The 17,881-nt window shown below is 32.3% G+C and carries 6 protein-coding genes; 4 read left to right on the top strand and 2 right to left on the bottom strand.

The features are described from left to right. The first annotated feature begins 42 nt into the window (after window positions 1-42). From CHB67_RS10985 to uvrB, 4 genes are all read left to right on the top strand, one after another. Window positions 43-6,087 (top strand): T9SS type B sorting domain-containing protein, encoded by a 6,045-nt coding sequence (locus CHB67_RS10985; RefSeq protein WP_141119707.1) that lies wholly within the window; start codon window positions 43-45, stop codon window positions 6,085-6,087. Between the two features lie 66 nt (window positions 6,088-6,153). After that, window positions 6,154-9,507, top strand: coding sequence for a T9SS type B sorting domain-containing protein (locus tag CHB67_RS10980; RefSeq protein WP_089381833.1), 3,354 nt, complete (start codon window positions 6,154-6,156; stop codon window positions 9,505-9,507). 84 nt (window positions 9,508-9,591) lie between these two features. Further along, complete coding sequence (locus CHB67_RS10975) at window positions 9,592-13,122, top strand: T9SS type B sorting domain-containing protein (protein WP_089381832.1); 3,531 nt, start codon at window positions 9,592-9,594, stop codon at window positions 13,120-13,122. Between the two features lie 100 nt (window positions 13,123-13,222). Then, window positions 13,223-15,211 (top strand): excinuclease ABC subunit UvrB, encoded by a 1,989-nt coding sequence (uvrB, locus tag CHB67_RS10970; protein WP_089381831.1) that lies wholly within the window; start codon window positions 13,223-13,225, stop codon window positions 15,209-15,211. Here uvrB and CHB67_RS10965 read toward each other — a convergent pair whose 3' ends face one another. Both CHB67_RS10965 and CHB67_RS10960 read right to left on the bottom strand, forming a co-directional pair. Further along, complete coding sequence (locus tag CHB67_RS10965; protein WP_176461261.1) at window positions 15,212-16,513, bottom strand: M20/M25/M40 family metallo-hydrolase; 1,302 nt, start codon at window positions 16,511-16,513, stop codon at window positions 15,212-15,214. A gap of 241 nt (window positions 16,514-16,754) precedes the next feature. Then, a complete protein-coding gene (locus CHB67_RS10960) occupies window positions 16,755-17,780 on the bottom strand; it encodes a LacI family DNA-binding transcriptional regulator (RefSeq protein ID WP_089381829.1) in 1,026 nt (341 codons plus the stop codon). Between the last annotated feature and the right edge of the window lie 101 nt (window positions 17,781-17,881).

The raw sequence follows: 17,881 nt of genomic DNA, 5'->3' as shown, positions 1-17,881 counted from the left end.
CTTTTACATGTAAATTTGGTCTAAATATAAAATGATCAATTTGTGAATATAGTTAGGTTAAAAAATTTACTGTTATGGGCACTGCTGTTGTTTGCCGTCCAAATAAATTATTCACAATTAAGTAAAACGCATTACATTCCGCCGTTAACAGCGGCAAATAACGGTAGTTCTCTTCCAGGAGATCAATATTTATACATTTCAACACCTAGTGAAACTCCTGTAGAGTTTAAAATAATTATAGGAGCTACCGATCCAAATAACAATATTACAGGAACTGTATCAAATACTTCTCCTCAAAGGATTGAATTAGATAATAATTTTGGCTACGGACCATTGTTTGATGACCCTGTTAATTCAAGTAGAGTTTTATACGGAAGAGGTTATATTATTGAAGCGACAGATTTAATTTATGCTTCTGTAAGAATGAATAGTGAAAATGGTGCGCAAGCTGGTGCATTAGTAAGTAAAGGACTCTCGGCTTTAGGAACTGAGTTTAGAATTGGCGCATTTACAAACCAAGCAGGTAGAACCACAAATAACAATGGGTCAACTAGTGAAAATTTACTTAGTTTTCTTTCTGTAATGGCTACTGAAGACAATACAAAAGTTACTTTTTCCGATATTTCTAATGATACCGAAATTATTGGTAGCACAAAAACTTTTCCTTATTCAGAAACACTCCAAAAAGGGGAATACTACATTATTGCAATGAATAGTTATTCTGCAACTTACCCAGAAAACAATAAAGATGGTTTAATTGGTGCTCTCGTAAAATCTGACAAAGCTATTGTAGTAAACTGTGGTTCAGCCAATGGAAGTTTTCATAATGGTGGTGGAAGAGATTATGGAATAGATCAAATTGTTGGTGCTGATAAAATTGGATTAGAATATATTTTTGTAAAAGGTGATGGACAAAATGAATGGGAAAATGTATTAATTGTACCTAATACAACGGGTACAACTATAAGTATAAATGGAGAAGCTCCAATAACTATTACAGGAAAGTATTATTTAATTGAAGGTGATAAATATAGTTCCGTTGGAAATATGAATGTAAAAGCTTCTTATCCTGTTTTTGCATACCAAGGAGTTGGAGCTACAACAAGTGAGGCAAACCAAGGAATGTTTTTTGTACCTCCTTTAAGTTGTGAAACGAAAGGAAATGTAAATAATATTGCAAATATTGATTATATAGGATCAACAGCATATACTGGTGGAATTTCAATTGTTACTAAAAAAGGAGCTACAGTTACCATAAATAATACTCCTCTTTCATCGTTTGCTACGCAGGGTCCTTTTGATGTTACTGGAAATACCGAATATGAAACCTATAAAGTATTAGGTTTAACGGGAAATATTTCTGTTGAAAGCGATGACGAATTGTATTGTGCTTATTTTAATTACAACGGTGCTGCTACCTCAGGAAGTTTTTATTCAGGATTCCCTACGGCTCCCGAAATTAATTTTGACGCAGATTTTGTTACCCTCGGTAATTGTATTGACAATATTACTTTAGAAGCTGCAAATATGGGCGCTTTTGAAAGTATTGAATGGTATTATGATGATGGCTCTGGAGGGGGTTTTATTCCAACAGGAAATACGACTCAAACGCTTAAACCTACTTTTCCTGGTAATGGTCCGTTTAGTACTGGAACCTACTATTTAAAAGGAATTACCTGTACTGGAGATGAAATACTGTCTGATGAAGTTCCTGTAAGTATTTGTCCTGATGATACCGATAACGATGGTATTATTGACAATATTGATATTGACAATGATAACGACGGAATTTTAAATTGTACCGAATCTTACGGTGATCAAACTATAAATTTATCAAATCTTTTAAGTGGAAGTTTACCTGTAGGCAGTTATTCATACACAGGTGTTATTAGTACTCCTGTTGGTGATCCTTCAAACAACATAACAGGAGACGCAAACGGCATACTTACAAGTACCTTAGGTTCTAAAAACAGTTTACCCGAATCAAGTACTGAATATCAACTAAACTTCAATAAAAATTTAAATATTGAAGTAAATGCAAATAGTGCTCTAACAGATCAAGACGAATTTATAATTCAGGTTTCAAACCAAAAAACCATCACACTTTTAGACCCTGATGATCAACTGCTAGTAGATACTAATTATGACGGTGTTTTTGAAAGTGGTATCACTCAATTTTCTTCCTTCGAAATTCATTTCAAAATAAAAGGAACATCACTTGCTAGCGGAACAGCCACATTCAAATTTGTGTCGAGTATGGTTGATTTCTTTTCATACGAACATAAAAATATTTCAGATACCGTAAATACAAGTGCAGCTTTTAAAATAATAGCAACTTGTGTGCCTATTGATAGCGATAATGATGGAAATTCTAATGAATTTGACAACGATAGTGATAATGATGGTATTCCTGATATTGCTGAAGCAACTGGAACTCTTAAAGTATTACTTATAAACGACAGCAATAACAATGGTTTAGATGATGTTTTTGATATCAATGCAATTCCTGTTGATACGGATAACGACAATATACCAGACTATTTAGATTTAGATAGCGATAACGATGGTATTTACGATTTAGAAGAATCTGGTAGTGGTTTACCTGACACAGATTTCAACGGAATTATAGATAATGTAAACACTACTATTGGTTTAAATGGATGGGATGACAATGCTGAAACAAGTCCTGATAGTGGATTAGTTGGTTATACCATTAGAAATATTGACGGAGATGCAAATTTTGATTATATAGATAGTGATAGCGATGGAGATGCTTGTTTTGATGTTTTTGAAGCTGGATTTACACCGAGTGATACCAATGAAACTATTATAAAAGGTACAGGTACAAACCCTTTAAATGGGTTAATTACAGGAAGTGATGGATACGCTACTCCTAATACTAATTATAGCACGCCTGGAATTATTGAAATAACAACCCAACCTATAGATAAAACAATCTGTGAATTAGAAACTGTAATGTTAACTGTTGAAACAAATATTATTGATAGTTATCAGTGGCAAGTAAGTATTGATAATGGTACTTTATGGACAAATATTGTTGATGATTTAATTTACACTAACGCAACTACTAACCAGTTAACTATAACCATTACTCCATTACTTTACAACAACTATAAATACCGGGTTGTTTTAGAAAAAACAGGAAATAGTTGTGGCTTAATTTCTAATGAAATTACATTAACTGTGAATGCATTACCTATTGCAAATACCGTTTTAGACCTTGAAAATTGCGACGATTTAGTTGATGGTGATGATACCAATGGAATTGTACAAAATTTCGATTTAGAAAGTCAAACTAGTACTATTTTAGGAACTCAAAACCCTGCTGATTATAGCGTTACTTATCACTTATCACAAACTGAAGCTGATACTAACACTGGAGCTTTAACAAGTCCGTTTGAAAACACTTCAAATCCACAAACTATTTATGTGAGAGTTGAAAATTTAATCACTGGTTGTTTTGTAACAAATTTAAATTTTCAACTCATTGTAAATGCGTTACCAATTGCAAATCCTGTGATCGATTTAGTTGAATGTGATAATTTAAACGATGGTGATGATACGAACGGTATTGTACAAAATTTTGATTTAGAAAGTCAAACCAGTACTATTTTAGGAACACAGTTACCAACAAATTATACGGTAAGCTATCACATATCAGCAGCTGATGCTGTTTCAGGAAATTCACCACTTACTAGTCCGCATGCAAATACTTTGAGTCCGTTTTCTGAAACTATTTATGTGAGAATTGTAAATAATACCACTGGCTGTGTAAACCCTCATTTAACTTTTAACGTTATTGTAAATCCGTTACCAGTTGCAAATACGGTATCAGATTTAGAAGATTGTGATAATTTAGATGACGGAAATGATACCAATGGTATTATTCAAACCTTCGATTTAGAAAGTCAAACTAACACCATTTTAGGCACACAACCTAGTGCAGATTACCAAGTTACATATCATGCCAATAAAGCTGATGCCGTTTCAGGAAACTCTCCATTAGTTAGTCCACATGCAAACACTTCAAGTCCAAATTCACAAACCATTTTTGTTCGTGTTTTAAACAAGCTTACAGGCTGCGTAAATTCGCATTTAACGTTCGATTTAATCGTGCATCCGTTACCTATTATAACTTCACCTGTAACTTTAAAACAATGTGATAACGATACTGATGGGTTTAGTTTATTTAATTTAACTGAGGTAAATGATGAAATATCTGGAAATGCAGCAAATGAAACTTTTACATATTATTTATCTGAAGCTGAAGCCATTTCACAAACAAACGCCATTACAAACCCAACTACTTTTGAAAACAGAACGGTAAATAAAGACATTGTTTGGGCTAGTATTGAATCTCAATTTGGATGTACAAGAGTTGCTGAAATACAATTATTTGTTTCAACAACAGGAATTCCTTCAACCTATCACCGCACATTTTATGAATGTGATGATTTTTTAGATGAAAATGGAGATGATAACGCAAATAATAACAAAAGAGATGGTATTACTGCTTTTGATTTTAGTGAAGTAGATGCTGAAGTAAGAGCAATTTTCCCTTCAGGACAGCAAATTTTTATTACCTATTATAGAAATGAAGACGATGCTTTGGCTGAAATAAATGCCATTTCAGACATTTCAAACTATAGAAATATTAGCTATCCAAATTCACAAGATATTTATATTAGAGTTGATAGCGAACTTGACAATGATTGTTTAGGTTTTGGTGCTCATATTACCTTAAATGTTGAAGCATTGCCTTTTGCAAACCCTGTAACTATGAGCCGCCAATGTGATGATGACGATGATGGTTTATTTCCTTTTGATACTTCTTTAGTAGAATCAACTGTGTTAAACGGACAAACAAATGTAACTTTAAGTTATTTTGATGAAAGTGGTAATCCGCTTCCAAGCCCTTTACCAAATCCGTTTTTGTCAACTTCACAAATAATCACCATACAGGTTGAAAATAACAATACTCAATCTCCTAACGGACCTTGTTACGATGAAACTACTTTAGAATTTATTGTAGATAAATCGCCTGTAGCGTATCCTGTAAGCATTGCTCCTGTTTGTGACGATGAATCAAATGACGGGATTTATGATTTTGATACTTCATCAATTGAAGCACAACTATTAGGAACACAAACAAATATGGAAGTTCATTATTATGATGCAACTGGTACGGAATTATCTAGTCCGTTACCAAATCCATTTACAACCAGTTCGCAAACAGTTTTGGTTGAAGTAATAAATCCTTTAAATTCAGTTTGTATAGCAAAAACAACGTTAGATTTCATTGTAAATCCGTTACCTAATTTTCAAGTTATAACACCACAAATAATTTGTATTACAGAACCAGCATCAAATATTACTTTGAGTGTTTTTCCTGAAAACCCTTCCGAAGTTTTTAATTATGAATGGAAAAATGAAAGTGGAAATTTAATTTCAACACAAGCTACTGCAACCGTATCAGAACCTGGAGTTTATACCATTAAACTGCTTAAAACAGATGGAACTTTATGTGAACGCACTAGAACCATTAATGTAAACGCATCAATTATTGCAACTATTACGTATGATGATTTAATTATTAAAGACGATTCTGATAATAATACCATAACAATAATTATCGATAATTTAGGAATTGGAGCTTATGAATTTGCATTAGACAATCCGTATAATTTTCAAGATGAACCCTATTTTGATTATGTAGAAGCAGGAAATCACACATTATATGTTCAAGATAAAAATAACTGTGGAATTTCAGAAATTGAAGTTTCTGTAATTGGTTTCCCTAAATTCTTTACACCAAACAACGATGGTTTTAATGATACTTGGAATGTGTTAGGTCTTAACCAAGATTTTTACCCAACTTCAAAAATTTATATTTTCGACAGATTTGGTAAATTAATAACCACTATTGATCCTAATGGAAATGGTTGGGATGGGCTTTACAACGGAGAAATACTTCCTTCAACTGATTATTGGTATTCTGTAGAACTCACAAACACAAAAGGTGAAATAAGAACTAGAAAAGGGCATTTTAGTTTGGTTAGAAAATAAATAATTTTAATCATAAATCTTTAAGTTATTTATATATTTGATGTTCTTTAAAAATATATAATTTTAATGAAAAAGATTTTATTGCTAATTTTCTTATTTAGCTCATTAACATTTTTTGCTCAAGGCGAAGCCAATCATTGGTTTTTTGGACAAAATTCTGGTATTGATTTCAACGGAGGAACGGCAACACCAATATCTGGGAGTTTAGACACTTATGAAGGCTGTGCTTCTTTCTCTAATAGCAGTGGTGAATTACTTTTTTATACCGATGGAATTACTGTCTGGGATAAAAACCACCAAAAAATGACGAACGGGCAAAACCTCTTAGGAAACCCATCTAGCACGCAATCGGCCATTATTGTCCCGCATCCCGGTAACAATTCTCAATACTATATTTTTACTGTAGGTGCTAATGATTATGATTTTGAAGGAAACTTAATTAAAGCTACAGAAGGTTTACACAGCTATAAAGTAGATATGACTGCAAGAGGAGGTTTAGGTGATGTTGTTGAAGGACCTATAATATTATCTGGTAATAATAGCGCTAACTGGACAGAAAAAATCACTTCAGTAAAAGGAAGCGATTGTAATTCGTTTTGGGTAATATCATTGGTTGATAATACGTATGTTTCATTTAAAATTGATGCTTTCGGATTGCAAACTACTCCCGTATACTCAACCGTAACATACAACTCTGAAGACCCTAGAGGTTATTTAAAAGTAGCTCCTAACGGAAAAAAAATTGCCAGTGCAACCTATGGTGCTGGGCAGTTATACTTATATAGTTTTAATGATACAACAGGTAAAGTATCAAACGATGGTGTTTCACTAATTACCAACCCTCGAATTCACGGCTATAGTTATGGTGTCGAATTTTCTCCCAACTCTTCAAAGTTATATGTAACTACTTTTGATGGAGATAGTGTTAATAACCTATACCAATTTGATGTAAATGATGCAAACATTCCTGACACAAGATATCTTATAAGTTCACAAGTTGGGTATAGAGGTGCACTTCAATTAGCACCTAATGGTAAAATTTATAGTACCGTCCCTTCTTCTTATGAAATTGGAACGCGTTACTTAAACGCCATTAATGTACCAAATGAAACTAAAGAAGAGTGTAATTTTGAACTAAAAGCTTTAGACTTAGGTTCTGGTTTATCTATGCAAGGTCTACCTCCTTTTATTGCTTCTCTTTTAATTCCTGTTGAAATTACAGATGGAGTTTCTGTTCAAAATCTAAATAATACTGTTGCAAAAAGATGTATTGGTGAAAATTATCAATTTACAGCCCAAGCTATAGAAGGAAATCCTACTTATAAATGGACTTTAAATAATTTAGTTATAAGTACAAGTGCTACACTAAACTTGCCAAATTTAAGTACTGTTAATGAAGGTATTTATTATTTTGAAGCAGAAACCATAGATGATTGTGGCTTTAAAATTTCATATAATGGAAATGTTGAGTTAGAAGTTTATCAACCACCAACTATTACCAAACCAACCAATATTTTACAATGTGATGATGATAATGATGGTATTTACACCTTTGATTTTTCTACAACTACTTCTGAAATATTAAACGGACAAGATGCTACTTTATTTGAAGTTGTTTATTTTACAAATCAATTAGATGCTGATAATAATAGCAATGCTATTGTTGAACCCTATACAAATTCAGTAGCTATTACAACGGAAACTTTATATGCTAGAATTCATAATATTCACAACCCAATTTGTTATGAAACTGAAAGTTTTGAACTACATCTTTTTGAATCTCCTGCCCCACCAAATACAATCACAAACCTAACAACTTGTGATTCAAATACAACTGGAACGGATACCGATGGATTTGAAATATTTGATTTAACAGCTAAAGAAACTGAAATTTTAAATGGACAATTAGCCTCAGATTTCACTATTGAGTATTTTGAAGAAGCAACACTTACGCTCCCAATAAGCAATAAAACGGCTTATAAAAACACCATACAAAACATACAACCTATCTATTTTCAAATAACCAGTAATTTAAATAGTAATTGTATAATTTCATCTTCTTTCAATATTGAAGTATTGGTTTTACCCGTTATTAATGATGTTTTCACTTTTAAACAATGTGATGAAGATGGTACCCCTGATGGTTTTACCAATTTTAATTTAAATGAAGCCAATGAATATCTAACCTTAAATAATCCTAATTTAGTGGTTTCTTATTTTTTAAGTTTCAACAATGCTACTGCAAATACAAATTCAATAACACCAACTCCATTTTCAAATAGTACAGCAGCTACTGTTTATGCACGAATTGAAAACCAAAACGGGTGTTTTAGAATTGCTCAAGTAGATTTATTAGTTTCTTCAACCTCGTTTCCTTCAGGTTATTTAAAAACAAGTACTACCTGTGATGATGATGACACAATTGATGGATTGCATTTTTTCAACTTATCAGAAAATGACACTGAAATTATAAGCTTATTTCCTACCGGTCAAAACTTAAATGTCAAATATTACAAAAATTTGGAGGATGCACAATTGGAGCAAAATACAATAGAAAAAACTACACCTTATTTTAGCGAAACACCATTCAGCCAAATACTCTATGTTAGGGTTGAAAGTGAAGATAACGGAGCGTGTTTTGGTTTAGGTCCTTATTTAGAACTTGTTGTGCAACCTCGACCAGAATTTGATCTAGATGTTTCGGCTATTTATTGTTTAAATTTAAACCCTATTACAGTTGCGGTAAATAATGCAAAAGGAAATTACACCTATATTTGGATGAATAATAATGGAACCGAAATAAGTAACAATGCCTTTGCAACTATAAATAAAGAAGGAATTTACACTGTTATTGCAACTTCAAGTGCAGGATGTAAATCCTTTCCTGCTTCAATTAAAATTGAACCTTCTAGCGTTGCTACTATTTCTCAAAATGATATAACTGTTGTTGATGATTCAGAGAACAATTCAATAACAATAGCAACTACAAATTTAGGAATTGGAGATTATGAATTTGCGCTAGATTCTTATACTAACCTTTTTCAAGATGAACCTTATTTTGAGAATGTTTCTCCAGGAATTCACACTGTGTTTGTTAGAGATAAAAATTACTGTGGAATTACTTCTATTGATGTTTCAGTTATAGGATATCCTAAATTTTTCACACCAAATAATGACGGCTTTAATGATACTTGGAAAGTATTAGGAATTAACGAAACCTTTTACAATGCTTCAAACATTTATATTTATGATAGATATGGAAAGTTAATCACTCAAATTGACCCTAGAGGCAATGGTTGGAATGGATTGTATAACGGACAAACTTTACCTTCTTCAGATTATTGGTTTTCTGTTGAATTAATCGGCAATGATGGAACTTCAAAAATTAGAAAAGGACATTTTAGTTTGGTAAGAAAATAATTAACCTAACTCACTCTTTTTTTAAGGCACAAACTATTAATTTTCAAATATTTATAGTAACTTTAATATATTATATCTTTTGTGATGAAAAGGTTATTGATTTTGTTGCTATTTATTTTACCAACAATTTCTTTCTCCCAAAAAGAAGCTGCTATATGGTATTTTGGTCAATATGCTGGGTTAGATTTTAACTCAGGTACACCTGTTGTATTAACTAACGGACAAATTGATACCTATGAAGGTTGCGCAACTATTAGTGATAAAATGGGTAATTTACTGTTTTATACTGATGGTGTTACTGTTTGGGATAGAAATCATAACATTATGCCTAATGGTAGAAGATTATTAGGAGATACTTCTAGCACACAATCTGCCATTATTATACCTAGACCAAATAATACAGATCAATATTACATTTTCACTGTTGATGACAATCCAACTGGATTAACATCTAACGGAATTAATTATTCCACCGTTAATTTAACATTGAATGGAGGAATGGGAGATGTTGTAACTTCTGAAAAAAACATTCCCGTAATTGCTCCTGCATTTGAAAAAATTACAGCAATTAAACATGCAAACAGCAACTCATACTGGGTAATTACTTTTATCAGAGATCAGTTCTATGCTTGGTTGGTTGATGCTTCTGGAGTTAATCTAACTCCTATTACGTCCTCAGTATCAAATTCTGAAGGCTCTATTGGTTATTTAAAAATAACTCCTGATGGTTCTAAAATTGCCTGTGCAAATTACAGTAGTACTCAAAGTTTTAGATTATTTGATTTTAACCCTACTACAGGAACTGTTTCTAATGAAATGCAACTAACATTAGATGAAAGTGACGACATACCTTATGGTGTTGAATTTTCTCCATCTTCTGAAAAACTATATGTTGAAACTGATAAGAATAATGCGCAAGGAAGAACGCCGCCAAGTAAAATTATTCAATACGATTTATTGAGTGCCAATATTTCTAATTCAAGGGTTTTAATTCACACTTCAATGGTAAATACAAGAGGTGCACTACAATTGGCCATTGATGGTAAAATATATAGAGCTTGTTCAATTTCATTAGGAATAACACAAGTTGGAACCCCTTATTTGGGAGTTATAAATAATCCTGAAGCTGATGGAATAGCCTGTAATTATGTACACGATGCCATTGATATAAGTAATGGAGATTCCTTTAGAAATGCTGTTGAAGGGTTGCCTCCTTTTATCGCTTCATTTTTTGTAGAACCTTCCATAACTGCCACGGATGTTTGTTTTGGAACTCCCACTGAATTCTTTTTAAACTCATCAACAACACCATCCAGTATTTTGTGGGATTTTGGAGATCCTTCAACCGGATCAGATAATACCTCTACCGATTTGAACCCAACTCATTTATTTTCTTCCGCAGGAATATTTACCATTACAGCAACAGTTACTATTGGCTCAACAACGTCTAATTTATCAATAGACGTAACAATTTATGATGCTCCTATCGTAAACTCCCCCGTAACTTTAATTCAATGTGATGATGATTTGAATGGTATTGTTGATTTCAACCTTGAAGAAGCAAATAGTTTAATTTCAGCAAATTATTTAAACGAAACCATTACCTATTATACCGATTCTTTAGCTGCGGTTAATGCAGACACTACCTTTTTAATTACAAATCCAACTGCTTTTTCAAACGCTACAACTTCAACTGTTTGGGCTAGTGTAGAAAACACATCTTTTTGTAAAGCGGTCGCCGAAGTAATTTTAGAAGTTACCAATACTGATATTCCTGACGATTTAATGCTCAACTTTTATGAATGTGATATTTTAAACGGAATAGCTACTTTTGATTTTAGCGCTGCAACAAATCAGGTGTTAAATGCCTTATTACCCGAAACAGGTTTTGCAATTAGTTATTATGAAACTATAGCTGATGCGTTGGCGGAACAAAATGCCATAGACGAAACAAATTACACCAATACAACACCAAACACACAGCAAATTGTAGTACGTGCGGATGATATAAATAACAGTTGTTTCGGACTAGGTTTTCACGTTACTTTAAACGTTGAAGCTATTCCGCAGTTTGATTTAGCAACAACAATTAGTTTTTGCGAAAATGAAACCCCTAAAACTATTTCAGTTGAAAATCCACTCGCAACATACACCTATTTATGGGTAGATGAAAATGGAATTTTAGTAGGTACAACATCAAGTATAAATATCAATACTATGGGGTTGTACACAGTTACAGCAACTGGTTTAAGTGGAATAACTTGTTTTAATAGCAAGTCTACACAAGTTACTTTCACTCAAACTCCTATTGTAAATTCTCCTGTATCTTTAATTCAATGTGATGATGATTTGGATGGCATTGTAAATTTTAATTTGGAAGAAGCCAACAACTTAATTTCAGCAAATTATTTAACCGAGACAATTACGTATTACACCGATTCTTTGGCTGCTATTAACGCAGATACCACATTTTTAATTGCAAATCCAACCGCTTTTTCAAACGCTACAACTTCAACTGTTTGGGCAAGTGTTGAAAATACAACTTCTTGTAAAGCTGTTGCTGAAGTGAATTTAGAAGTTTCCGTAACAGATATTCCTGACGATTTAATGCTCAACTTTTATGAATGTGATATTTTAAACGGAATAGCTACTTTTGATTTTAGCGCTGCAACCAATCAGGTGTTGAACGCTTTGTTGCCGCAAACAGGTTTTACCATTACATATTATGAAACTATTGAGGATGCTTTGGCGGAACAAAATGCCATAGACGAAACAAATTACACCAATACAACACCAAACACACAGCAAATTGTAGTACGTGCGGATGATATAAATAACAGTTGTTTCGGACTAGGTTTTCACGTTACTTTAAACGTTCAAGCTATTCCGCAGTTTGATTTAGCTTCAAATACAACTATTTGTTTTTCGTCGAGCAACACAACAATTCGTATTGAAAACCCTCAAGGAACTTATGAATATAGTTGGGTAAATGAAGCAGGTAACGTTATTGGGAACACTCCTGAAATTTCAATTACAGAGCCAGACCTGTATACCGTAACGGCAACCATTGTAAATGGAAACGCATGTGCCCAAACTAAAGCTGTGCAGGTTGATGAGCAACCTGTTGGAATTTTACCAAATTTTGGTATAGATAATATTGAAATCATTGACAATTCAACCAACAATACCATTACTGTTTTAACACTTAATTTACCTATAAGTAATTATGAATATGCTTTAGATAATGGCGATTTTCAAACTAATAACGTTTTTGAAAATGTAACTTCAGGAAAACATCTCGTTAAAATTAGAGATCTAGAAAACTGCCTAGAAGCTTCCGTAAAGGTTTCTGTAATTAGCATTCCAAATTTCTTTACACCTAACAATGATGGTTATAATGATACTTGGCACGTTACGGGAATTGAATTTCAACCGACTTCAAACGTATATATATTTGACCGATTTGGAAAATTAATTGCTATTTTAGATCCATTAGGTCCTGGTTGGAACGGAATTTACAAAGGAAACCCATTGCCTTCAACAGACTATTGGTATAGGGTTGAATTAGAAGACGGACGTGTGTTAAAAGGTCACTTTAGTTTGGTTCGACAATAAAATTGTAGAAAATTTAACGAAACAACTTTTCTTCTTCCTAAAAATTTATTCAATTTTACAATACATCATAAATCGTAAATATTTAGTTTATTTTTGCAGCATGAAGTTTCAATTAGAATCAAAATTTAAACCCACAGGAGATCAGCCCGAAGCTATTAAACAATTAGTTGAAGGTGTTAATTCAGGTGAAAAGTATCAGACTTTGTTGGGTGTTACAGGATCTGGAAAAACATTTACTGTGGCAAATTTGATTCAACAAGTTGAAAAACCAACGCTAGTTTTGGCACATAACAAAACATTGGCAGCACAATTATATTCTGAATTTAAACAATTTTTTCCCAACAATGCTGTGGAATACTTTGTTTCGTATTATGATTATTACCAACCTGAAGCTTTTTTACCAACCACAGGAACGTATATTGAAAAAGATTTATCCATCAACGAAGAAATTGAAAAGTTGAGAATTAGTGCTTCTTCTGCCCTACTTTCAGGAAGAAGAGATATCATCATTATTGCTTCGGTTTCGTGTATTTACGGTATTGGAAACCCTGTTGAATTCAAAAAGAATATTATTTCTATTGAAGTAGATCAAGCCATTGCAAGAACCAAATTTTTGCAACAATTGGTAACGAGTTTATATTCACGAACTGAAACTGAAATTAGCAGCGGAACGTTTAAAGTTAAAGGTGACACCATTACTATTTATCCTTCTTATGGGGAACATGCATATAGAGTTCATTTCTTTGGAGATGAAATTGAAGAAATTGAAAGCTTTGATGTAACCAATAATATGGTAGTTGAAAAATTTGAGCAACTCAATATTTATCCTGCCAATTTATTTGTAACCTCTCCTGATGTTTTACAAAATGCCATTCACGCTATTCAGGAAGATTTAATGAAGCAATATGAATATTTCAAAGAAGTAGGTAAACATTTAGAAGCGAAAAGACTAAAAGAACGTACCGAATTTGATTTAGAAATGATTCGTGAATTGGGTTATTGTAGCGGTATTGAAAACTATTCGAGATATTTAGATGGAAGGGAGCCTGGATCAAGACCATTCTGCTTATTAGACTATTTTCCTGATGATTATTTAATGGTGATTGATGAAAGCCACGTAACGGTTTCGCAAGTACACGCCATGTATGGAGGTGATAGATCTCGTAAAATAAATTTGGTGGATTACGGATTTAGATTAACAGCTGCAATGGACAACCGTCCACTGAAGTTTGATGAATTTGAAATGATTCAAAATCAAGTGATTTTTGTAAGTGCTACACCTGCGGATTATGAGTTAGAAAAAACGGAAGGTGTTGTTGTTGATCAGGTGATTAGACCAACTGGTTTATTAGACCCGATTATTGAAGTACGTCCAAGCTTAAATCAAATTGATGATTTAATTGAAGAAATTCAAATTAGAGTTGAAAAAGATGAACGTACATTGGTGACTACGTTAACCAAAAGAATGGCGGAAGAATTGACCAAATATTTAAGTCGAATTCAAATTCGTTGTCGTTATATACATTCTGATGTTGACACCTTAGAACGTGTTGAAATTATGGCAGATTTACGTAAAGGACTGTTTGACGTGCTTATTGGAGTCAACTTATTGCGTGAAGGATTGGATTTACCTGAAGTTTCATTAGTAGCTATTTTAGATGCTGATAAAGAAGGTTTTTTACGTTCGCATCGTTCCTTAACACAAACTATTGGTAGAGCTGCTAGAAATGTTGAAGGGAAAGCTATTTTGTATGCCGATAAAATGACCAATAGTATGCAACAAACTATTGATGAAACAGAACGAAGAAGACAAAAACAAATAGCTTACAATACTGCAAATAAAATTACACCTACACAAATTAAAAAGAGTATTGAAAATACCTTAGGAAATAATACTGGTTCTAGTTATCAATACGATGCTACTGCAACTATGGCTGCTGAAGAAGAACTAGCTTATTTAACAAAACCACAAATTGAACAAAAAATTAGAGACAAACGTAAAATGATGGAAGAAGCGGCTAAAGCATTAGATTTCTTAATTGCTGCAAAACTTCGTGATGAAATTAAAACCTTAAAAGAACATTTATAATTATTGTTTCTTTAATATTTCATTCATAATGCTTACATAAGCATTTTTTCCCTTATTTAAATTATCAATAGGTATACGTTCATTTTCATTATGAATATGTTCTAAATATTCCCGTTCTAAAACAAGTGGTGTTATGGCATAAGCAGGGACTTTAAAAAGTCTAAAAATACCAACATCGTTAAAATTTGGTAACAACGTAGTAATTACGTCACTATCTGGATACGATTGTAACAATCCTCTTTCAATGCATTGATAATACTTTGTTTGATTGTCTGATGGAATTACATCAGGCATATTTTCTTTAATTGTTACCTTTATGTTATCGTTATTCAACCTTTTCTTTAACTTCTGTAAAAATAATTCACTCGACTCATAAGGCAATAATCTACAGTCTAAGGTTGCTTTAATGGTACTAGGTATAACATTAATAGTTTCACCTTTACTTTGAATACCTGTTAAAGTGGTTGTATTTGAAAATAAAGCAAATAATTCTTCTTTCTTTCTTAATTGCGGTGTTAACACCCATTTAAATAACCTTGGATGTTTTAAAATCCAACCTTTAAATCCTTTTTCAACATATCCCAATTGTTTTAAAAAATCTACATTTAAATCGTTATAAACTACTTTTGATTTCTTTTTTAAAAGACGATGCAACGCTTTATTCATCGCTTTTGTAGGATAATTATTGGGAGTTACTGAACCGTGTCCAAAAGTTTTTATTGAAAGTTCTAATTCAATCCACAAAGCTCTTTTATGCGCTACAGAAATTCCAAATAGTGGTTTTGTAGATGTTTCGTCTAAAATACCAATTAAACCAGGAGCACCTTCACCAATTAATACTGCAGGATTTAAACTTTCTAAATAATTTTCAACCACAAATTGTGCACCACCTTCTGTTTGTGTTTCTTCAACTGAAACTGCTAAGAAAGTAATATTGTAGGGTAATTGTATATCTTTATATTTTTCTTTTATATCTAACAATGCAAACAATTGCATCATGGCGTTTCCTTTATTATCAAAAGCACCTCTACCCCAAATTTCAGTTTCTGTAATCTTCCCTGAAAATGGAGGGTAATCCCATTTTGCTATATCTCCTGAAGGAACCACATCAATATGGTTTAAAAAAATAATGTTTGGTAATTGTTTTGATAATGGATACAATGAAGCAGAAAAATTATAATTTCCGTTTCTTGTTCCCATTGAAGTAATATGTAATCCTTTGTCACTACAAACTTTTTTTAACCACTCACCTGCTTCTTTTTCATTACCACTAATCGAATTAAATTGTATATAGTTACTCAAAACTACCTCCATCTTAGGTTCGGTAGGGTTCACTAGTACCTTAAAATTTTCTATAGAATTTTGTGAGAAGATCGTTATTTGACCTAACCAAAAAAATAAAACTAATAAGTAACGCTGTATAAATTTCATAAAAGAATGCGATAATAACACTCAAAAATATACTTATTTATTTTAAACTTCAACTTTAAATAGCTGTTTTAAAATAAAAAATAATTATAAATTAAAATATATAGTAGTATCTCTAATTTCTATCTGAAGAACCTCGAACAATTAATTCTGCTTTTAAAATAATTTTGTTAAGTGACACTTCTTTCTTTGGATTATTAATTCTCTCTATAAAAGCTTCTGCAGCTAACCTACCTATTTGAGCACTATGCTGATTAATGGTGGATATTGATGGTTCAACAAAAGACGTAAATGGTTCGTTTCCAAAACCAACTAAAGCTATTTCTTCAGGTACTTTAACCTTTTGCTCTTTTAAAACTTGTAAGGCACCTAAAGCTGCATAATCTCCTGCAGCATAAATAGCATCGGGTCTATTAGGTAACTTTAACAATGCTGTTGTTATGTTTCTTCCATCTTCTAAGGTAAGATTACTTTCACTCATTAATTCTTCTTCATACGGAAGATCAAACTTGTGTAAAGCATCAATATACCCTCTAATCCTGTTTTTAAAAATACGAGTGTGACTAAATCCACCAATATGCGCAATCCTTTTGTAATTACTACCAACCAAATGTTCAACAATCTCTAAACTAGTATCGTAATCATCAATACCAACATAATCTACATTTAAATCATTTTCCCCTCTATCAAAAAGAATTAAAGGAATGCCTTTTGATTTAATTTTTTCATAAAATTTGAGATTGGTAGTTTCATTTGCCATTGAAGCAATTATTCCGTCAACTTGGGTAAATAATAATGAATCTATATTATAACACTCCTTTTTATAAGATTCATAAGACTGTGTTATTATAATATTATACCCTTTTTTATTAAGTACTTCTTCCATTTTTTCAAGTACTGAGGAAAAGAAGTTACTGTTATTACGCGGAATTATTACACCTACTAAATTACTTTTACCGCTTCTTAGGGCACTTGCCAAATGATTAGGTTGATAATTTAAATTTTCTGCAACTTGTTTTACCGCTATCTTCGTCTTATCACTGATTCGTGGGTTGTCATTTAATGCTTTAGAAACTGCAGATGGAGTTAATCCCAAAACATTTGCAATATCTTTTATGGTAGTTTTTTTTTTAGTTCCCAAATTTTTTATACATTTGCTACATCGTTGGAACAAATGTATCTATTTTTTCAATAAAAAAAAAGGCAAATCATAAATAAATAAATTTAAATCAAGCCTTTAAG

It is taken from the genome of Lutibacter agarilyticus, from assembly GCF_900188235.1.
GTDB lineage: Bacteria > Bacteroidota > Bacteroidia > Flavobacteriales > Flavobacteriaceae > Lutibacter > Lutibacter agarilyticus.
This window is presented reverse-complemented; position numbering and strand designations above follow the sequence as displayed.